The organism is Bradyrhizobium sp. USDA 4369 (genome assembly GCF_054056435.1).
In genome coordinates this window covers 5,883,796-5,903,649 of sequence record NZ_JBSRYH010000001.1, presented here as the reverse complement: position 1 = coordinate 5,903,649, position 19,854 = coordinate 5,883,796, and the positions used below count along the sequence as shown (strand labels likewise).

Annotated in this window: 11 protein-coding genes; 2 read left to right on the top strand and 9 right to left on the bottom strand. The window is 66.6% G+C overall.

Annotated elements, in window-relative coordinates; all coding sequences use genetic code 11:
• Positions 1-353 precede the first annotated feature (353 nt).
• Positions 354-2,981 carry an ATP-binding protein gene (locus ACVIJ6_RS26755; RefSeq protein ID WP_456775153.1) on the bottom strand — a complete coding sequence of 876 codons (2,628 nt, stop codon included), beginning with the start codon at positions 2,979-2,981 and terminating at the stop codon, positions 354-356.
• A 419-nt stretch (positions 2,982-3,400) separates the two neighbouring features.
• Between ACVIJ6_RS26755 and ACVIJ6_RS26750 the strand changes: the two genes are divergently transcribed.
• Both ACVIJ6_RS26750 and ACVIJ6_RS26745 read left to right on the top strand, forming a co-directional pair.
• Positions 3,401-4,381: an LLM class flavin-dependent oxidoreductase gene (locus ACVIJ6_RS26750; RefSeq protein WP_456775152.1), complete on the top strand. Its 981-nt coding sequence runs from the start codon at positions 3,401-3,403 to the stop codon at positions 4,379-4,381.
• Between the two features lie 238 nt (positions 4,382-4,619).
• Complete coding sequence (locus ACVIJ6_RS26745) at positions 4,620-11,138, top strand: amino acid adenylation domain-containing protein (protein ID WP_456775151.1); 6,519 nt, start codon at positions 4,620-4,622, stop codon at positions 11,136-11,138.
• Positions 11,139-11,227: 89 nt separating this feature from the next.
• Here ACVIJ6_RS26745 and ACVIJ6_RS26740 read toward each other — a convergent pair whose 3' ends face one another.
• The 8 genes from ACVIJ6_RS26740 to ACVIJ6_RS26705 are packed head-to-tail and all read right to left on the bottom strand — an operon-like array spanning position 11,228 to position 19,847.
• On the bottom strand, positions 11,228-11,854 hold the full coding sequence (locus ACVIJ6_RS26740) for an FMN-dependent NADH-azoreductase (RefSeq protein ID WP_456775150.1): 627 nt from the start codon (positions 11,852-11,854) through the stop codon (positions 11,228-11,230).
• A 3-nt stretch (positions 11,855-11,857) separates the two neighbouring features.
• Complete coding sequence (locus ACVIJ6_RS26735) at positions 11,858-13,459, bottom strand: isochorismatase family protein (RefSeq protein ID WP_456775149.1); 1,602 nt, start codon at positions 13,457-13,459, stop codon at positions 11,858-11,860.
• Positions 13,460-13,476: 17 nt separating this feature from the next.
• Positions 13,477-14,325 carry an MBL fold metallo-hydrolase gene (locus ACVIJ6_RS26730; RefSeq protein ID WP_456775148.1) on the bottom strand — a complete coding sequence of 283 codons (849 nt, stop codon included), beginning with the start codon at positions 14,323-14,325 and terminating at the stop codon, positions 13,477-13,479.
• Between the two features lie 39 nt (positions 14,326-14,364).
• Positions 14,365-15,252, bottom strand: a complete 888-nt coding sequence (locus ACVIJ6_RS26725) for an amidohydrolase family protein (protein ID WP_456775147.1) — start codon at positions 15,250-15,252, stop codon at positions 14,365-14,367.
• Positions 15,249-16,367, bottom strand: a complete 1,119-nt coding sequence (locus ACVIJ6_RS26720) for a VWA domain-containing protein (protein WP_456775146.1) — start codon at positions 16,365-16,367, stop codon at positions 15,249-15,251. Before ACVIJ6_RS26720 ends, ACVIJ6_RS26725 begins: the two co-directional genes overlap by 4 nt.
• Positions 16,364-17,245, bottom strand: coding sequence for an AAA family ATPase (locus ACVIJ6_RS26715; protein WP_456775145.1), 882 nt, complete (start codon positions 17,243-17,245; stop codon positions 16,364-16,366). The genes ACVIJ6_RS26720 and ACVIJ6_RS26715 overlap by 4 nt, the downstream gene beginning before the upstream one ends.
• 6 nt (positions 17,246-17,251) lie before the next feature.
• Complete coding sequence (locus tag ACVIJ6_RS26710) at positions 17,252-18,274, bottom strand: xanthine dehydrogenase family protein molybdopterin-binding subunit (RefSeq protein ID WP_456775144.1); 1,023 nt, start codon at positions 18,272-18,274, stop codon at positions 17,252-17,254.
• A gap of 1 nt (position 18,275) precedes the next feature.
• Complete coding sequence (locus ACVIJ6_RS26705) at positions 18,276-19,847, bottom strand: xanthine dehydrogenase family protein molybdopterin-binding subunit (RefSeq protein WP_456775143.1); 1,572 nt, start codon at positions 19,845-19,847, stop codon at positions 18,276-18,278.
• Between the last annotated feature and the right edge of the window lie 7 nt (positions 19,848-19,854).

Sequence of the window (19,854 nt, the reverse complement as noted above, 5' to 3'; positions counted from 1 at the left end):
ATGCTGGGCATGCCGACGAACGGGGCCGGCGCGCCGGCGAAATCGTAGGGTCCTGGCCTCCCGATGCTGAGGCCAAGCTCGCAACAACGCGGTCGCGTTGCGCGGGCGACGGGGGCAAGACAGCCGGTCCCCGGGGAGAGGACGTATAAGCCGCCCAACCATCGTGCGGGGAATGCCGGACGTCTCGGCTGAACCTGTGGTTCCTGCCGCCTGCACTTTTTTCCGCAGGCGGGCCATGGGTGCGGCCAGCGCCCGGCATTCCCCGCGCCCTTGTCATTTCGAGGGCGAGACGACCGGCCCAACTCGGACGCATCTGCGCCGCGAGGCAGCATGGCGACGCGCGGATCACATCATCATCGCTCGGGGGTCATATCGCCGGGCTCATGTCGCGGTCCTGTCGCCAGCCGGCCGGCCAGGGACGACACGATCGCTTCCGACAATTGGCCGAGCCGGAACGGCTTGGCGAGCAGCCTGGTCGTGGCCCGGAAATCCTCGGGGACAAGCGAGGGGTCGGCGAAGCCGGACATGAAGACGATGGGCAGTTCCGGCCATCTGTGGCGCGCCTGGCGTGCGAGGTCGATGCCGTTGACGCCATCCGGCAGGACGATGTCGGTCAGCAGCAAAGCAATCGGCTCCGGCTGCTCCAATTCGGCGATCGCCGCGGCCGCATGGACGACGACGACCGGGCTGTAGCCCATCGACGACAGCATGGTGGAGGCCATCGCGCCGACCAGCGGATTGTCCTCCACCACCAGGATCCGCTCGGCGCGGTCGGGCCGCTTCTGCCGCGTCGTGCCGGCGCGCGCCTCCCCGCTTCCCCCAGGCCCGGCGCTCGGCAGGTACAGCGTGACCTGGGTGCCCTGCCCGACCTGGCTCGCGATCACGGCGGTGCCGCCCGACTGCCGGGCGAAGCCATAGACCATCGAGAGCCCGAGACCGCTGCCCTTGCCGAACTCCTTGGTGGTGAAGAACGGCTCGAAGGCACGGCGCGCGATCTCCGCCGGCATGCCGGTGCCCCTGTCGGCCACCGCGATGGTCACGTACTCGCCGGGGCCGATGCGCTCGTCGCCATCATCGAGCGGCTGATCGAGCACGGCATTTGCGGTCGTGATCGTCAGTCGTCCCTGGCCGGCCATCGCATCCCGCGCATTCAGCGCCAGATTGAGCAGCGCGTTCTGCAATTGCGTCGGATCGATCAGGCACTGCCACAGCTTCGGGTCCTGCGCGACCTCGATCTCGATGGTCTCGCCGAGTGTCCGCTGCAGGATCGTCGTCATCGCGCAGACCAGTTGGTTGACGTCGGTGACCTGCGGCCGCAGCGTCTGCTTGCGCGCGAATGCCAGCAGGCGGCGATTGAGATCGGCGACCCGCTCCGCCGCTTCCGCGGCGCGCTCGGCCAGGCTGCGGGCGGAGACCTCGGCCGGAGGCAGCGTATCGAGCAAGAGATCGAGATTGCCGAGCGTCGCCGCCAGCATGTTGTTGGAGTCATGCGCGATGCCTCCGGCGAGCTGTCCGATCGCCTCCATCTTCTGCGCCTGACGCAACTCATCCTCGATCCGCTTGCGCTCGGTGATGTCGACCGACAGCACGAAATAGCCGCGCACCGTGTCATCCTGGCGGCAATCCGGCACCCTGATGGTCTCGCACCAGCGTTCACGGCCGTCGGGAAACGTCGTCTTCTCCTCGCCGCCCGTGGTTCGGCCGGCCAGCGCGGCCTCGATCTTCGGTCTCGCCTCGCCCAGATGCGAGGGGTCGATGAAATCCTCGATCTTGCGGCCGCAGATGTCCTCGGTGGACGGCGCAGCATACCAGTCGCGTGCGACCCGGTTGGCATAGCGGATGCGGCCATCCGCCTGGACATGGACGATCAAGGCCGGCACGTTCTCCGTGACCAGCTGATGCTGCTCCAGATTGTCCCGCAAGGCCTGCTCCGACGTGGCGCGCAATCGCCATTGCCGCGCCAGGCCGAAGCCGAAGCCGGCGATCAGCAGATTGAGACCGGCCGCGATGACGCTGTAATACAGCGCATTGTTCTTCCAACCCGCCAGAAACTCGACCGGGTCGCGGGCGATCGTCACCACCAGCGGCATGCCTGCGACACGCCGATAGCTGATGCTCCGGGAGGTGCCGTCCGTCATGCCGCTTCCTTCGAAGCTTCCGCTTGGCGCCTGCGGAAGATAATAGGTAAACAGGCGGTTCGCGCGGACGTCGCGCCCGGCAAACTCGTCGGCATTCGGCGTGCGCAGCAGGATCGTGCCATCGTCGCGGTAGAGCGTCACGGTGCCCCGCTGGCCGACGTTCAGCGACAGGAAGAACCGCCGCAGATTCTCATAGTCGATCGGCACGAAGACGATGCCGCCAAAACGCCCCTCCGGCGTCAGGAAGGCTCGGCTGACCGCAAGAACGAGGCTGCCGCGAACGCGGGAGAACACCGGCACATCGATGAACAGGCCACGACCGGGGTCATCCCGCTGCGCCTTGTAGTAGGTTCGATCGGCAAAATTCCGCTCCCGGCCCGGGCCGCCATTGCCGAGGCTGTCGCCCAGCAGGTTTCCATCGGCATCGAGCACGACGATCGCATGGGCGATCGGATAGGGCGCAACCTTCTGCTTGAGTTCGCTGATCAAAGCCGGGTTGCCGGCGGTCAGCAGCGCCGGGTTCTTCGAAAGATCGTTGATCGTCCCGCTCAAGAGAACATCGACGCCCTGGATATTGCGCAGCATGTATTCTTCGAGGGCGCGGGCCAGATCGCCATTCGCGCCCTTGATGGTCCGATACGTCTCCCAATAGTTGACGGAGAGCATGTGCGCGACGAACGCATCGCACAGAACCGCCAGCACAAGGCCGCTCAGGACGATGATCCGCGGCGTCCAGCGCCGGTTCAAGCCAAGCCGAGCCTCTGCTCTCGTCAGGGCGCCGGCGAAGCCCTTGTGCCGCGAAGCGGGCTGATCGCCAGCTTGCGCTTTGGTTTGGTCCAACATGGCGCGAGAATTCAGGAGGCCGTCGAGCGGTTCGATGATCGGTTGAATGATGTGCCAGGGTCAGCTGACGGTTCGGAACGATGCGACATCTCGAAGTTGACGCCGCGCAACATTTCCCGATGTCGTGGTAGCATGTTTTGTCGCGGGATGTCATCTTTGGCGGCCAAGCGCAGACAGCGGTCCGGCGTGACGCCATCGGCACGTGCCGGACGCCTTTCACATGGTCGATGGCCTCAATCCTGGCCCGGAGCGGCCCTGCCTCGTCATTGGCGATGGAGCACGGCTCGCCCCGATTCGGCAATTGCGAATACCGCTCATCATAAACCCGCTTGCAAGCAACGGAGCTCTATGATGAAGCCTGACGGCGTTCATTCGCGCGCCCGGAGTCCGTCCAACAATTCGCCCCGGTGAGGTGGCAGATGAGCAAGACGCTTCGCATCTTTCCGACCGTCCCGCGCAATCTGCCGCCGCGCGATCATGTCGAGCAGTTGCTGCGCCTCGCCCGGTTCAGCGATGACAGCGAGCTGACGGGCATCCTGCTGTTCGCCGGCAACGACACGGTGGTCGAACCGTGGCCGATGGCGCAGCACATCGTGGCGAACACTCAACGGTGCTCGCCGTTGATCGCGGTCAATCCGGCCTATATGCATCCGTTCACCGTCGCGAAATTCGTTTCTTCGCTGGCGCTTCTTCATGGCCGGAAATTGTTTCTGAACATGATCACCGGCGCCGCCATGAGCGACCTGCAAAGCCTCGGCGAGACCCTCTCCCATGACGACCGCTATGCGCGGCTCGGCGAATTCGTGCATGTGGTCCGGCGGCTTCTGACCAGCGCACGGCCCCTGACGTTCAAAGGGCAGTTCTACAGCGTCGAACATCTGCAGCTGCGTCCGTCTCTGCCGCCCGCACTGATGCCGGAGTTCCTGATCGCGGGACAGTCCGACGCTGCGCGCCGGGTCGCGCAGGAGACCGGCTGCCTGATGATGCAGATGCTGCCGCCCGACCTCGATCACGGCATCACCTCCCCCGGCATGAATCTCGGAATTTTCGCGCGGCCAACGCGTGATGAAGCGCGGCACGAGGCGACGCTGCTGTTCCGGGACGATGCCGAAAAGCGCGCCCTGCTCGACTACAGCATGGCGCAGACCGACTCGGTCTGGAAGCGGCGCCTCAGGGATTCGGGCGAGACCGGCGACATTCATGACAACGGCTATTGGCTGCTGCCTTATCTGACCTTCGAGGCCGACTGCCCCTATCTCGTCGGCAGCTATGACGAGATCGGCGCGCGGCTGCGCCAATTCACCGAGCAGAATGTGACGACCATGATCCTCGACGTGGTCGCAAGCGACCACGAGCTTGCACACATCCGTAAAGCGCTTGCGTCTTGTGGGGTAATCTGATGGATTGAGGGCGCGAGATGAAGTCGTCTTCGTCCGCCCATTTTCATGTAGCAAGCGTACCGCCACAGATTTCGAGCGTCCGGGCTGACCGGGCGCTTCCATCGGGCCCTTCATTGTTCGCCCGGACGCGCGCCATGAGCCTCTCCCAGTCATCACGACGGTCTCGGCGCGCGCCATCCTTCACCAAGCGCACGATCAGACGGCGCGCAGGCGAAAGCCTGCATCACTCGGGACAGACATGTCGAACGTTCCAGCCCCATCATCGGTCACCGCGACGCCCAACGTGCAGCCGCAGTTCTGTTCACTGGCGGATGCCCTTACCCATTACGGACGGGTCCAACCGGAGCGCCTCGCCATTCTGGCGCCCGATCGAACCGCACTGACCTATGGCGGGCTGTGGCGGCGGACGACGGAAATCATCGCCGAGTTGCGCGGGTTCGGCATTGGCGCCAGGGATCGTGTGGCCGTGGTGTTGCCGAACGGCGCCGATGCCGCAGTGGCGACGGTCGCCGTCGCCTGCGGTGCCGTCTGCGTGCCGCTCCATGCCGGTTTTTCCTCCGACGAGGTGCGGCGCGCACTGAGCGACCTCGAGATCACCGCACTGCTGACCTGTCCGGGGATCGAGTCGGTCAGCCGCAGCGTGGCCTATGCGACGGCGATCCCGGTCATCGATCTGTCGTTCCGCACCGACGCGGCGATCGGATCCTTCGGTCTCACCTGCTCGGCGCCGCGGCCGGCCGTAACCTGCGACATGCCGCAACCGTCGGACGATGCCTTCGTGCTCCTGACATCCGGCAGCACGGCGCGGCCGAAGCTGGTGCCTCTGACACAGGCCGGCATTTGCCACTCGGCCTATAGCGCGGGCGTTGCTCTGGCGCTCGCGCCGCACGACCGGCTGATCAACGTCCAGCCGCTGGTGCATGCGCACGGCCTGATCTCCGGCCTGCTGACGGCGCTTGCATCCGGATCGAGCGTCGTCTGCCCGACGGAGTTCGACGCCGCGGCGTTCCTGGATTGGCTCACCACTTTCGAGGCCAGCTGGTACACGGCCGTGCCGCCGATCCATCGCGCGTTGATCGCAGCGGCGCGCCGGCGCAAAGACGGCATCAAGACCCACCTGCGGCTGATCCGATCCGCATCCTCTTCGCTGCCCACCAGCGTCCTCGACGAGCTGGAAAGCCTGTTTGGCGTTCCCGTCATCGAGACCTATGGCATGACCGAAGCCGCGAGCCAAATCGCCGCCAATCCCCTGGAACGGCGCAAGGCCGGCTCGGTCGGCAAGCCCGCCGGCGCTGCCATCGCGATCATGGACGACCAGGGCCGCGTGCTCGCGGCCGGGCAACGTGGCGAGGTCGTGCTCCAGGGGCCCGCGATCACCCGCGGCTACTACAAGAACGAGAGCGCGACGCGCGCAGCGTTCCGCGACGGCTGGTTCCGGACTGGCGATCTCGGCTACCTCGATTCCGATGGCTATCTCTTCTTGCTCGGCCGCATCAACAAGGCCGACATCATCAACCGCGGCGGACAGAAGGTCTCGCCGAAGGAGGTGGAGAATGCCTTGATGCGCCACCCCGACGTGGCCGAAGCCGTGGTGTTTCCGATTCCGCATACGCGGCTCGGTGAGGACGTCGCGGCCGCGGTGATCGCGAGGCCGCAGCACAAGATCGACGTCAAGAAGCTCCGACGCTTCGCCAGCGAGCGGCTGGCGCGGTTCAAGGTCCCCGGCCTGATCCGCGTCGTCACTGCTTTCCCGAAAGGCGCCGACGGCAGCGTTGTTCGCGGTGAGCTGGCCGGCCAGCTGTCGATCGCGGCGCCGCGTTCGCACATCCATCGCGGTGGACATCTGGTGCCCGCGCGGTCGGAAACCGAGTGGCAACTCGCCAGCATGTGGGCCGACCTGCTCGGGCTCAATGAAATCGGGGTGAATGAGGACGTCTTTGCGCTCGGCGCGGATTCGCTCACGATCACCCAGCTGATCGCCCGCCTCCGGGCGCGCTATGACGCCGAGATCACGTTCAAGGACATTTTCGACGCACCGACGGTGGCCGCGCTGGCGGAACGTGTCGAGACTCTGCAGGATCATGCAGGTGTGCAGCGCCTGCAACCGGCCGGCGCTCCGGACCAGAGCGGCCCCCTGTCGCTTCAGCAGCAGCGCATCCATCTGCTCGCCGCGATCGATCCCGATCCATCCAGATACCACGTGATCTCGGGACTCATGCTGACCGGCCCGCTCGACATCGGCGCGCTCGACGCCAGCATCGCGTCGATCTGCGACCGCCACGAGACGCTGCGCTCGATCTTTCCCGACCAGCTCGGAGAGGTGCGGCAGACCGTAACGCCCCGACATCCTTCGATCGAGCGGCGCGATCTTCGCGCCGTCCCTCAATCCGGGCAGATGGCGGCCGTCCAGACTCACATGCTCGACGTGCTGCGGTCTCCGTTCGAGATCGAGACCACCCCGCCGGTGCACATCCAGCTTCTGCAGCTCGGCGATCAACAGCACGTCCTTCTGGTCAAGCTGCATCATCTGATCACCGATGGCTGGTCGCACCGGTTGTTCTTCGACGAGCTCGAACGACTCTACAACGGCTACTGCCAGGGGAAGCCGTGCCGCCTCGACGCGCTGTCGCAACAATATCGGCACTTCGTGCAGTGGCAGCGCGCGTGGCTCGCCACGCCGGCGGCCGAGGCGCAATTGAACCACTGGCGCCGCCGGCTGGAGGGCCTGACCGAACTGCCGCTGCGAACCGACCAGGCCCGGCCCGAGCAGTGGACCGGCCGCGGCGCCCGCATCCCGGTTCGTTTGCCGGCAAAGCTGTCGGAGAGGCTGCGCAGCTTCAGCCGCGCCAACCATGTCAGCCTGTTCATGACGCTGCTGGGCACGTTTCAATGCCTGCTGTCGCGCTACACCGACCATCATGACATCGCCGTGGGCTCGCTGATTGCCAATCGCAGTCAGCTGGAAATCGAACGGCTGATCGGCATGTTCGCGAACGCGATCGTGCTGCGAACCGATCTGGCGGGCGATCCGACCTTCCGCGAAGTGCTGAAGCGGGTCCGCGACGTGACGCTGGAGGCCTATCGCCACCAGGAGCTGCCGGTCGAGGAGCTCCTGCGCACGCTGCGTCTGCCGCGCAGCCTGGACCGCAATCCGCTGTTCCGGGTGATGTTCATCCTGCAGAAGGCGGCGAAGCCGCTCGCGCTCGAGAGCCTGTCGGCGCGCGCCATCGATCCCGACCCGGGCATCGCGCGATCCGACCTTGTGTTGGAGCTGATCGACGACGGCGGAGCGCTGGGCGGCTGGCTCGAATATAGCAGCGAATTGTTCGAAGCGGCGACGATCGAGCGGATGGTCGGCCATTTCCGCACCCTGCTGGAGCAGGTCATCGCGGCTCCCGATCTGCCATTCTCGGAGCTGCCCTTGCTGTCACCGGCGGAGCAACGGCACCTCGTCGAGGGCTGGCCCCCCAGCTCGGCAACGCCGGCAAGCTCAGACGATGTCCTCACGCGCTTCGCGCGCCAGGTCGAGTGCGAACCTGAGGCTCCGGCCGTCTCCTGCGGCGAGACGAGGCTCAGCTATGCCGGGCTGGCGCAGCGCGCCGAGGCCATTGCCGGCGGGCTGCAACGCACGCCGATCAGCGACGGCGACATCGTCGTGCTGTTCGCCGAACGCAGCGTCGATTATGTCGCGGCGCTGATCGCCGTGCAGCAGGCCGGGGCGGCGTTCCTGCCGCTCGATCCCAGCTTACCGACGCTCCGGCTGACGAAAATTCTCCGGCACAGCGCAGCGCGGATCGTCCTCGCCACGCAGCGGAGCGCCGCAGCGCTACGAGCCGCACTCGCCGACCTGCCGCGCACGGCGCAGCCCGACGTGCTGCTGCTGGATGACATCGCGACCAACGACATCGCGCCCCCGGAGACGACGCGCGCGGTCCCGGCTTCGCCGCGATCGCCCGCCTCGCTCGCCTGCGTCATCTACACGTCAGGCTCCACCGGCGAACCAAAGGGGGCGATGATCGCGCAGCGGGGCATGGTCAATCATTTGCTGTCCAAGATCGCCGATCTTGGCCTGTCATCCGGCGACGTGGTCGCGCAGACCTCACCGCAGAGCTTCGTCATCGCAATCTGGCAATGTCTCGCACCGCTGATGGTCGGCGCCCAGGTCCGTATCATCGGTGATCACGATGTTCAGGACCAGGCGCGGCTGATGTACGAGATGGCGCGCGAGGGCACAACGGTGCTGGAGATCGTGCCGAGCCAATTGCGCACTTTCCTGCAGCCGGCTCCGGATGCCGCCACGAAGCGCGGACTCGGCCAGCTGCGCGCGCTGATCGCGACCGGCGAGAGCCTGGCGCCGGATCTGTGCGAGGACTGGTTCAGGCACTTCCCGCAGGTGCCTCTCATCAATGCCTACGGCGCCACCGAATGCTCCGACGACGTGGCGACCCATCGCATGATCGCGCCACCGTCCGCATCAAGCACGGTGCCGATCGGCCGTCCTATCGCCCATGTGCGGCTGCACGTCCTCGACCGGCACCTGCAGCCGGTGCCGATCGGGATCGCCGGTGAGCTCTATGTCGGCGGTGTCGCCGTCGGGCTCGGCTATCTCAACGATCCCGGTCAGACACGCAGCCGCTTCCTGCCTGATCCGTTCTCGCCGGACAGCAGCGCGCGCCTGTATCGCACCGGCGACCTCGCACGTTGGCGCGCAGACGGCACGCTGGAGTGCTTCGGCCGGGTCGATCAGCAGGTGAAGGTCCGCGGCTGCCGGGTTGAGCTCGAAGAGATCGAGCATGCATTGGCGCAGCACCCGGCCGTGCGAGCCGCGGCCATCCTGGCGCGCGACACACGCTATGGCGACACGCAGCTGACCGCCTATATCGTTGCTGCAAACGGCCAACTGCCAGCCGCCGATGAACTGAACGGCTTCGCCCGGAGCAGGTTTCCGGCGCATATGATTCCAGCCGGCTATGTCATGGTGGATCAGCTGCCGATGACCACTCACGGCAAGCTCGACCGCACCGCCCTGGCGGCGCTGGGATCGCTCCCGGCAACGACAGGCGGTGACCACGTTGCGCCGCGGACCCCGACCGAGCAACTGCTCGCCGGCATCTGGGCCGACGTGCTCGGATGCGGGGAATGCGGGGTGACCAGCAACTTCTTCGATCTTGGGGGACATTCGCTGCTCGCCGGCCGCGTCCTGGCGCGCGTGGCGAGCACACTCGGCGTCTCTCTGCCAATCCGAACCTTGTTCGAGGCCAGCACCATCGAAGCGCTGGCGCTGCGCGTCGACCAGGCCCGCGCCACGGCCGCACCACAAACGCTGCAGGTGCAATGGCGATCCGATCAGCGTACCGTCATCTCGATCCAGCAGGATCAGATCGTCCGTACCGAGCGCGGCCTGCCGGGCCTGCCGCAATTCAACCTGCCCTATGCCTACCGGCTGCGCGGCCTGCTCGACGCCCGGGCGCTCGAAGCCAGCCTCGTGGACGTCATCCGCAGGCACCCGTCCTTGCGCACCAGCTTCCACTCGGTTGACGCCGCCCCGGAGCCGCAAGTGCTGGACAGCACGGCGATCACGTCGGTGCTCGAGACCGAGACCATCGCGATCCCCGCGCCTCCAGGAGACAAGCGGGCCCGGACGCTCATGCTGAAAAAGGCGGAGCTGCGCATCGCGCAAGAGGCCTGGCGTCCATTCGACCTCGCACGCGCCCCGCTGCTGCGCGCCCGGCTGCTGCGGTTCGGTCCCGACGACCATGTCCTGGTGCTGATCGTGCATCATGTGATCGTGGACGGTTGGTCCATGGGTGTCCTGTTCGAGGAGATCGCCGCGCTGTATGCGGCCCACATAGGCGGTCGTGAGGCATCGTTGCCGAGCCCGGTGGTCTCATTCTCCGAATTCGCCGCCTGGCAGGCCAAATGGTGCATGAGCGCGGCCGCCGCCCGGCAGCTTGCCGATTGGACGCATCGCCTGCGCGGCGCCTCGCCCCTTTTCAACGCGCCCACCGGCCAGGCCGGAGAGCAGCTGAGCGCGCGTGTCGCCACTGCAGCGTTTCATCTGCCGCGGCGATTGATCGACCGGCTGACCAGGCTGAGCCATGGCGACGGCGCAACCATCTTCATGGCGCTGTTGGCGGGCTTCAAGGCGATGCTGATGGCACGCACGGGCCGCGGCGACATCTGCGTCGGCACCACCATGGCCAACCGCGTCGAGCGCTGGACGGAGCGCATCGTAGGCCCCGTCGAGAACACGACGATCGTCCGTACCCAGCTCGAACCCGAGCTGTCGTTCCGCGAGATGCTTCGGCGCGTCCGCGACAGCCTGCTGGACGCGCATGCCCGGCAGGAGCTGCCGTTCGAAACTCTGGTCGCGGAGTTTTCCGGCGCAGCCGAGCTCGACCTAGCCGCGCTCACGCAAGTGTATTTCATCTTCCAGAACGCGATTCCGAAGCCGTTCGAGCTGTCCGGACTCGACGTGCAGCGTTTCGACAGCGCAACGGCCGAGGGCCGGCCCGTGCTGCCCGTCGACAGCGCCTACCTGACCATCATGGTCGAGGAGTTGCCGACCGGGCTCACCGGCGCCTGCATCTACAAGCCGGACCAGCTCAGCGAAAAAACTGTGAAGTCCTGGCTCGATGACTATTTGGCGATCCTGGCAGATGGCGCCGATCGGCCGGACAGCCCGCTTCACCTCCTGCCCATCTCGCGCATGGTCGGCCAAGCCGACCATCACACCAGGCAAAGCCGGGCAGAATAGCGCAGGACGACGCATCGGCGGCTGCGCGACCACGTTGAGAGCCGTGCCGCACGGGTCATGCCCACCGCGCGGCGGCCGTGTGGGTCACATCAGAACCGCATCGCAAGCTCCACGAGCCTGCGGTGTGCCTGCTCGCGTGCCGAATGGATGCGCTCGTTCGGTCCGCTGGTCGGTCCGATCGCGACAAACGTGACGTCGAGAATGCCCATGAAGCGAAGACTCTCGCGGAGGTAGGGCGTTGCGTGATCGGTCCGGCCGCGGCTCATGCCGGTCGAGAAATCGCCGCCGCTCGCCAGGACCACCAGCGTCGGACGATCCTTCAGCAGCGGCAGATAGCCACGGGCGGGCTCGAAGCGGAAGGTGAGGCCCGGCTGATTGATGATGTCGAGCCAGTGCTTGAGCTTATAGGGAATGCCGAAATTCCACATCGGCGTCGAGATCACGACGCGCTCGGCGAGGTCGAGCCGCACCGCCATGCGCTCGGCCACCGCGAACGCCGCGCGCTGGCTGTCGGTGAAAGCGCGCCCGCCCATGCGGGCATATTTGGCCTGCAGGATCTCGCCGTCGAACTCCGGCAACGGCTCGCGCCACAGGTCGACCTCGTCGACCTCCCAGCCAGGACGCGCCTGTCCGAAGCGATCGAGAAAGGCGCGCGCGCCGGCGCTGGACTCGGAGTCCGCGCGTGGCGAGGCGATCAGATGAAACAGCTTCGGCATGTCTCACCCCAGCGCCTTGATCACCGCATCGGCCCGGGTGACCACGGCGACGTTCTGGAGCGCGAAGTTGATCGACGCGCTGTGCCAGTCGGCGTTCATGGTCGAGCAGCAGTCTTCCGGCACCACCATGAAGTAGCCCTTGTCGGCACCGGTGCGCGCGGTGTGCTCGACCGACATGTTGGTCCAGGCCCCGGTGTTGATGAGAATGTCGCGGCCAGTGGCCTTCAGAATGGTTTCGAGCCGGGTGCCCTCCCAGGCGCTCATCCGCATCTTCTCGACCACGAAGTCCCCGCTTCGCGGCTCGAGGCCCGGCACCGGCGCTGCGCCCCAGCTGCCGCGCACCAGCGCCTTGCTATCGACCAGCCCCTCGAACAGCGGCGCGTTCAGGGTCACGCCGGGCGCGCCGGGCTCGACGACGAACCAGACGTGGATGATGACCACGCCGCAGGCGCGGGCGGCCTCGGCGAGCCGCCGGACATTATCGACAACGCGCTGCTGCTTGGCATGACCGGGGGCGCCGGAATCGGCGAAGGCGCCGCCATCCATGATCACGTCATTCTGCAGGTCCTGGATGATCATGGCGCAGCGGCGCGGATCGAGCTGCATGTCGCCGGACGCCAGCAGCGGCGCCGATGGCGCGCCTGCGGAACTCGCGCTCGATGCCGCCGAGCCCGCTGTCGCCGCCCCGCGAGACCGTGCGCTCATATAAGGCTCGTGCCGCGGCCCGACCTTGGTCGCGATCGCATAGAGCGAATGCGTGGCGGTGAGATAGAGCGTGCGAAAATCCGCACCGCCCCAGGCCAGATTGGCGACCAGCTCCGGCACCCGCACCTTGCCGAGCAGCTCGCCTGTGGGGGCATAGACCCAGACGCCGCCGGGCGCGGTCACCCAGACGTTGCCGCGCTGGTCGCATTTCATGCCATCGGGCACGCCCGGCTCCAGTTCCGAGCGAATGCCGCTGGCAAAGACGCGGCCATTCGACAGCCCGCCATCGCTGCCGACGTCGAATACGCGGATCAACGCCTGCACAGTGTCGTTGACATAGAGCAGCCGTTCGTCGGGCGAGAAGCACAACCCGTTCGGCTGATCGAACAGACAACGGTCGACCAGCAGCCGCGGCGCGCCGCCGCCGGGCGGCACGCGATAGACGCCCTGGAAACCAAGCTGGCGCGGCCGCTCGACGCCATAGACCGGCATGCGGCCATACCAGGGATCGGAGAAATAGATCGTGCCGCTGGAATGGACACAGACGTCGTTCGGACTGTTGAGCTCCTGATTCTCGACATGCGACGCCACAATCTCCCGGCGGCCGTCTGGGCGCTCGCGCACCAGGGACGACGTCGCGTGCTCGCAGACGATCAAATTGAGGTCGGCGTCGTAGGTCATGCCGTTGCACTTGTTCGAGGGACGCCGCATCTCGACCACGCCGCGCTTCGCATCCCAGCGGCGGCGAACGTCGGCCGGCATGTCCGAGAACAGCAGGTACTGCTCGATCGGATGCCAGATCGGTCCTTCGGTGAAATCGAAGCCGGTCGCAACCTGCGCCACAGGTGCGTAGGGATCGATCAGGCTCTCAAACTCACTGCGCAAGGTCACGTGGGTCATGGCTGCGCCTCAAGCCTTCACGCCGGAAACCAGTGACGCTGCGGCAGCGACTGCACAACCGGGCCCGGCACCTGGTCGTGCAGTCGCCCCATCACCGTTCCGCCCTCGATCTTCGCTGGCCGATCATGCACCGGCAGCAAATAGCGCGAGCTCGACAGCAGCTTCTTGATCGCGGCTTTCTCGGCGCGCTTGCTGGTGCCGTGATTGCCTGTCGTGCGCGGCTCGCCGTCCTGGATCTCGTTGAACGGCGTCACGATCTGGTCGTTGAAATCGTAAATGACATCGCCACAGATCGTGGCGATGCCGTCAGCGGTGTGGACGTGGATGTTCATCGAGCCCTCGGTGTGGGCGTTGGCCGCCTCGCAATACACGCCGGGCATCAGCTCGACCGCGCCGGTGAGCTCCAGGTCGAGGAAGCGCAGCGCGCTCTTGGTATGCAGCCGGTCGATCAAATGCTTGATGTCGGGCGCCGGATATTGCGGATGCATCAGCCCGGAGACGGAATATTCCAGCTCACGGCGATTCAGCACCACCGTCGTGTTCATCGGAAACAGATCGTCCTTGCCGGCATGATCGATGTGCAGATGGGTGTGGCAGACATAACGGACATCGCCCATGCGCACGCCGTGCCGCGCCAGCTGGTTCTCGATCATGTTCTCGTGGTACTGCAGCCCGCGCATGCCCAAGGTCTCCATGATCTGGTTGGAGCGATAGCCGGTGTCGACCACGACCGGATAGGGTCCGCCCAGGATCAGGAAGCCGAGCGTCAGCACGCGGCGAGTGCGGCCGCAGTCGCGGCCGAGCACGAGGAAGCTCGATTCCAGCTCGATATCACCATAGTCGAGAATCTTGATTTCCAGCGCCATGAGCGTTCCCTGTTGCTTTTGGTGTCGTTGCGCGGGGCGTCATCCGAGTCGATAGATCCGCCGCGCGGTCTCTCCCATCACCTGCGCCCGCGCATGCACATCAAGATCCTGGATGGCTGCCTCGTAGGCAGCCACCAGCGCGCGATAGTCCGTCCAGAGCTTTTCGATCGGGAAGTTCGAGCCGAACAGGCAGCGTTGGGCACCGAACAGGCCGATCGTCTCGCGTACGATGCCTGCAACATAAGCGGGATCGGTGCGGCGGATGAAGGTGCCGAGGCCGGAGAGCTTGCTGACGACGTTGCGGCACGCGGCGAGCCGCTGCATGCCGTCGCGCCAGGCCTCGCGCCCGGCGGGCGACAGGTCCTCCAGCATGCCGGCGTGCTGCAGGATGAAGGTGACCGACGGACAGCTCTCCGCCAGCGCTGCTGCGCCGGCCATTTGCCCGGCGAACACCTGCAGATCGAACGACCAGCCATAGTCGGCCAGTCGCGCAACATTCGCACGGATATGGAGGTCGTTGCACAAATCCGGCGACGCAGCGAAGCGATACAGCGGATTGTCGTGCCAATGCAGCTGCATGCGCACGCCGCGGACCAGCGGATAGCGGGCGAGCCGATCGAATTGCGGCCGCGCGTCATCAACGGCGAGATCGGCATAGGCGACGGTCGCGTGCGGAAAGCCGTGCTCTTCAGCCGTTCGCTGCACCCACGCGGCCTCGTCCTCGAAACCGTCCTTGGCCCAGTTGGTCTGGACATAGACCGATTGCGTCACGCCGCTGCCGGCGATGTCGCCGAGATATTCCGAGATCGTGTAGTCGCGCCGAATGGGCTCATAGGGTCCGAAGATGCGCGGCTGCATCGGCCCGACCAGCCAGGGCAGATCGGCCTGGCGCCAGATGTGATGATGCGCGTCGACGTATCCGGTCATGCCGCCCTCCTCTGGGCCAGCGACAGCACATGGGCAACGATGGCCTCGTCGGAGCCGCCTGGCACGATGTCATCGACGAGCGGCGCGATCGCCTGCAACGCTGCCGTCTGCGGCTTGAAGCCGGGTCCGGTCGCCAGCGGCGTCAGCCAGCTCAGGCGCCAGGCGCGCAGCGACAGCTTCCACACGGCATCGCGGAGCGCCTGATGATCACCGCGCTCCAACCCATCCGAGATCACCAGCACCGCCGCCCCGCGCGCGTAGGTCGAGAAGCGCGGCACGGCGAGGAACGCCCGCAGCGCCTCACCGATGCGTGTGCCGCCATCCCAGTCGCTGACGAGATGCGAGGCCGCGAGCAGCGCCTGCTCGCGCCGCTTCAGCCGCAGCGGACGCGTCACGCGCGTCAGCCGCGTGCCCAAAGTGAACACCTCGACTTGCGGAATGGCCTGCACCAGCACATGGGCGAGCCGCATGTTGTCCTCGGTGCGCGCCTTCATCGAGCCGGACACGTCGATCAGCAGCAGCAGACGGCGCAGCCGCGGTCGCCGCCTCAGCCGGCGCAAGCACAGCACCTCGCCATCGTGCCGCACACTCTCGCGCAAGGTTCGGCGCAGGTCGACGAAGCCGCCTTGTCGCGCGCGCATCCGCCGGTGACCGCGCCGCTTCGGCAGCCTTGCCCGGGCCTGTCGTGCGAGGCGCTGCAAGGCATTGCCACCGGTCGAGGCAGCAAGGCGCCGCGCGACCAGCGCCTCGGCGCGCGTCGCCGCCAACCCCGACTCGTTCTGCTCCTCGGCGAGATCGGGGTCGACGGCGCCGTCGCTTTCCTCCTGCAGCCGCACGACGTCGTCACGCTGGTCGGACTCGCTGAGGGCCGCGGCTTCGCTCACACCGAAATGGATGTCGAACAGCAGATGATAGGTCGCAAGGCGCTCGGGCGGCGGCGCCAGCGTCGCCGCCCCGGCGCGGCGGATGTCGTCGAGGGAGGTCGGTCCCAGCAGCGCGATGGCCTCGAGAAACGAAGTGGTCTGCTCCGGCGCGATCGCGAAGCCGTTCCGCCGCAGCAATGCGGCGAAGGAGATGAAGATCTGGGTAGCATTGGGCAGGCGAGGCTCGCTCATGTCATCGCCTCCGCCAGCAGCGCATCGAGCCGCGGCGCGATGAAGGACAGATCCTCCTCGTCCTTCAGCGCGACACCGATCGAGCGCTTGAACGCATCCGGCCAGCGCGCGCCGGTCTGGTTCAGGAGCGTCGCGGCCTCGGCCCAGTCGACCGCTTCGGCGATCCCGGGTGCCTTGCTTAACGGCTCGCGCCTGAGCTTCGCCACGGCCGCCACGACGGCGCGCGCGGTCGCCTCGGCCACGCTGGAAGCCCGCATCATGACGATGCGCGCTTCGCGCGCCGCGTCGGGATAGTCGATCCAATGGTAGACGCAGCGGCGGCGCAGCGCCTCATGCAGGTCACGGGTACGGTTCGAGGTCAGGACGACGATCGGCCGCTCGGCGGCGCGCACCGTGCCGCGCTCGGGGATGGAAATCTGGAAATCGGACAGGAATTCGAGCAGGAACGCTTCGAACTCCTGGTCGGCCCGGTCGATTTCGTCGATCAGCAGCACCGTCGAGTCGGGCGCGCGCAGGCAGGCCAGCATCGGCCGTTCGATCAGAAAACTCTCGCCATAGATGTCGATGCTCTCCTCGCCAGCCTGGCGGATCGCCAGCATCTGACGCGGATAGTTCCATTCATAGAGCGCCGCCGCGGCGTCGATCCCCTCATAGCATTGCAGCCGGATCAGCTTGCGGCCGAGCACTGCGGCGATGGCCTTCGCCGCCTCGGTCTTGCCGACGCCGGGCGCGCCTTCCAGCAGCAGCGGCTTGCCAAGCGCGAGCGCGAGATAGGCCACGGTCGACAGCCCGTCATCGGCGAGGTAGTACGCCGCGCGCAGCGCCTTCTCCAGCGCCTGCGGCGAGTCGATGCCGACGATGTTGCTGCGGATCACCATCTCGCTCTATCGCCGCGTCTGCGGCCGCGCGCCGCCCTGGGCCCTGATCGCGCGCAGCACTTTTTCCGGCGTGATCGGCAGCTCGTCGATGCGGACGCCCACCGCATTGAAGATCGCATTAGCGATCGCCGGCAGCACCGGGTTGGCGCACATCTCACCCGGCCCCTTGCCGCCGAACGGACCATCCGGCGCCGGCCGCTCCAGCACCGCGATGTCGTGCGGGCAGATGTCGCCGGGGCCGGGCATCAGATAGTCGACGAAGTCGCGCGGCCCCTGCCTCGGATCCGGATAATACGGCTCGGTCGTCTCATACAGCGCGTGGCTCATCCCCATCCAGGCGCCGCCAACCAGCTGCTGCTCGACCAGACGCGGATTGAGCGCGCGTCCCAGCTCGTAGGCAGAGTCCATCCTGACCACGCCGACCTCGCCGGTCTCGTCATCGACCTCGACCTCGGCAACGAGGCAGGCATGTGCGTAGCAGGTGGCAGGAGACATCTCACCGGTCTCCGGATCGACGTCCGACAGCGGCACCAGGAAGATGCCCCGGCCGGAGATCGTCTTGCCCTGCTGGAACTGGGCGGCAATGGCGACATCCTTCACCGAGATCGAGCGATGCGGCGCGCCCTTGACGTGGATGTTGCCGCGGCCATCGGTCTCGAGATCGGCAGCGTTGACCTCGAGCTCTTCGGCCGCCGCCTCCATCATCACGCCGCGCGCCTCCTTGGCCGCCGCCATCACGGCATTGCCGACGCGATGCGTGCCACGCGACGCGAACGAGCCCATGCAATGCGGCCCGGTGTCGGAATCGGCCGTGTCGACATAGACGTCCTCGACGGGCACGCCGAGCGTCTCGGCGCAGATCTGCCGCGTCACCGACTTCATGCCCTGTCCCAGATCGATCGAGGACAGCGCCACCGTGAACTTGCCGCTCGGATTGGAATGCACCAGCGCCTGGCTCGGATCGCCGCCGAGATTCATGCCAATGGGATAGTTGATCGCCGCCATGCCGCGGCCGCGGTGCCTGGTCATGTCAGCGCCTCCTCGTGCCGAACACGGATGAGAACCGCGTCGCGCCATGCGACGATGAAGGCGCCGGGCTCTGCGGCGGCGGTGGCGGCGGCTCGGGCGGTGGAGATGAGAGCCCGCGGTCATAGCTGGTGCGCTGCTGCACCGGCGCAGGCCGCGCGCTGACCGGCTCACGCGACGTGGGGAGAACAACGGCCCGCGCACCGCCGCCATCCTTGCGCGACGACATCCTGCGGAACTCCTCGCGGATGGGCCATTTCGCCTTCTCGGCCGCGACCTGGACGCATTCGATCAGCGCGGTGTTCTTGGCCTCGCGCCGATGCGCCTTCATGTCGCCGTCGCGATAGGCGTTGAGGATGCGGAACTCCATCGGATCCATGCCGATGAGATGCGCGAGCTTGTCCATCTGGCATTCGAGCGCGAAGTCCATGCCGGTGATGCCGAAGCCGCGCATCGCGGTGGCCGGCGTTCGGTTGGTGAAGACGCAGTAGATGTCGCCGTGGACGTTCGGGATCGTATAGGGACCCGGCAGATGCGCGGCGCATTTGACGACGGCGTAGCTCGACAGCCGCGTATAGGCCCCGGAGTCGAAATAGCCGCGGATCTGACGCGCCACGATGCGGCCGTCGCGCATCACGCCGTCCTTGATGAAGATGCGCTCGGCGCCGCGCGGCGGCCCGAACTGCATCTCCTCTTCTCGCCCGAGCACATAGCGTACCGGCCGCCCGCTCAGCATCGCGGCCAGGATGGCGAGCGGCTCGGTCAGGGTATCGACCTTGCCGCCAAAGCCGCCGCCCACGGTGCCGCCGATGAAATGGAAGGTGTTCGACGGCAGATCGAGGATCTTGGCGCAGGTATCGAGCGAGAAGAACAGCGCCTGGGTCGAGGTGTAGACGACGTAGCGCCCATTCGTATCCGGCGCGGCAATGGAGCCGTTGGTCTCGACCGGCGCGTGCTCGATCGGCGACATCTGGTAGCGCTGCTCCAGCACGTGATCGGCCTGGGCAAAACCGCGCTCGACATCGCCGAAGCGCAGCTTCTGGTGGTCGTAGCGCTCGTGATAGGTGAAGGTATTCTTCGGATAGGTCTCGTTGACCGTGGGCGCACCCGGCTTCAACGCCTCCTCGACGTCGAACACGGCGGGCAAGGTCTCGTAATCGATGCGCACCCTGGCCGCCGCCTCGGCCGCTGCACGCGGTGTCTCGGCGACGACAGCGACGATGGGTTCGCCGCGATAGCGCACCTTGTCGACGGCGAGCGTCGGCTCGTCGTCCTTGCCGAAATTGATCAGGCTGAGCAGCGTGTTCAGGTTGCGCGGCACGTCGGCGCCGCGGATGATCCGCCGCACGCCCTCGCTCCGCTCGGCCTCGCTGGTGTCGATCCGGCGCAGCCGTGCATGCGGCTGCGCCGACCTGACGACCCTCAGATGCAGCATGCCCTGCAGCTTGTGATCGTTGAAATAGGTCGAGGTGCCCGTGACGTGGCCGAGCATGTCCTGGCGCTGGGTGCCCTTGCCGACCTCGTTGAGATTGTCGTCGCGCTCGTCGGCGAAGATGTCCTTGCGCAGTTCCAGCATGGCAATT

Coding starts and splice junctions, on each gene's coding strand:
- ACVIJ6_RS26755 (WP_456775153.1), bottom strand. CDS start 2,981: ATGTTGGACCAAACCAAAGCGCAAGCTGGCGATCAGCCCGCTTCGCGG.
- ACVIJ6_RS26750 (WP_456775152.1), top strand. CDS start 3,401: ATGAGCAAGACGCTTCGCATCTTTCCGACCGTCCCGCGCAATCTGCCG.
- ACVIJ6_RS26745 (WP_456775151.1), top strand. CDS start 4,620: ATGTCGAACGTTCCAGCCCCATCATCGGTCACCGCGACGCCCAACGTG.
- ACVIJ6_RS26740 (WP_456775150.1), bottom strand. CDS start 11,854: ATGCCGAAGCTGTTTCATCTGATCGCCTCGCCACGCGCGGACTCCGAG.
- ACVIJ6_RS26735 (WP_456775149.1), bottom strand. CDS start 13,459: ATGACCCACGTGACCTTGCGCAGTGAGTTTGAGAGCCTGATCGATCCC.
- ACVIJ6_RS26730 (WP_456775148.1), bottom strand. CDS start 14,325: ATGGCGCTGGAAATCAAGATTCTCGACTATGGTGATATCGAGCTGGAA.
- ACVIJ6_RS26725 (WP_456775147.1), bottom strand. CDS start 15,252: ATGACCGGATACGTCGACGCGCATCATCACATCTGGCGCCAGGCCGAT.
- ACVIJ6_RS26720 (WP_456775146.1), bottom strand. CDS start 16,367: ATGAGCGAGCCTCGCCTGCCCAATGCTACCCAGATCTTCATCTCCTTC.
- ACVIJ6_RS26715 (WP_456775145.1), bottom strand. CDS start 17,245: ATGGTGATCCGCAGCAACATCGTCGGCATCGACTCGCCGCAGGCGCTG.
- ACVIJ6_RS26710 (WP_456775144.1), bottom strand. CDS start 18,274: ATGACCAGGCACCGCGGCCGCGGCATGGCGGCGATCAACTATCCCATT.
- ACVIJ6_RS26705 (WP_456775143.1), bottom strand. CDS start 19,847: ATGCTGGAACTGCGCAAGGACATCTTCGCCGACGAGCGCGACGACAAT.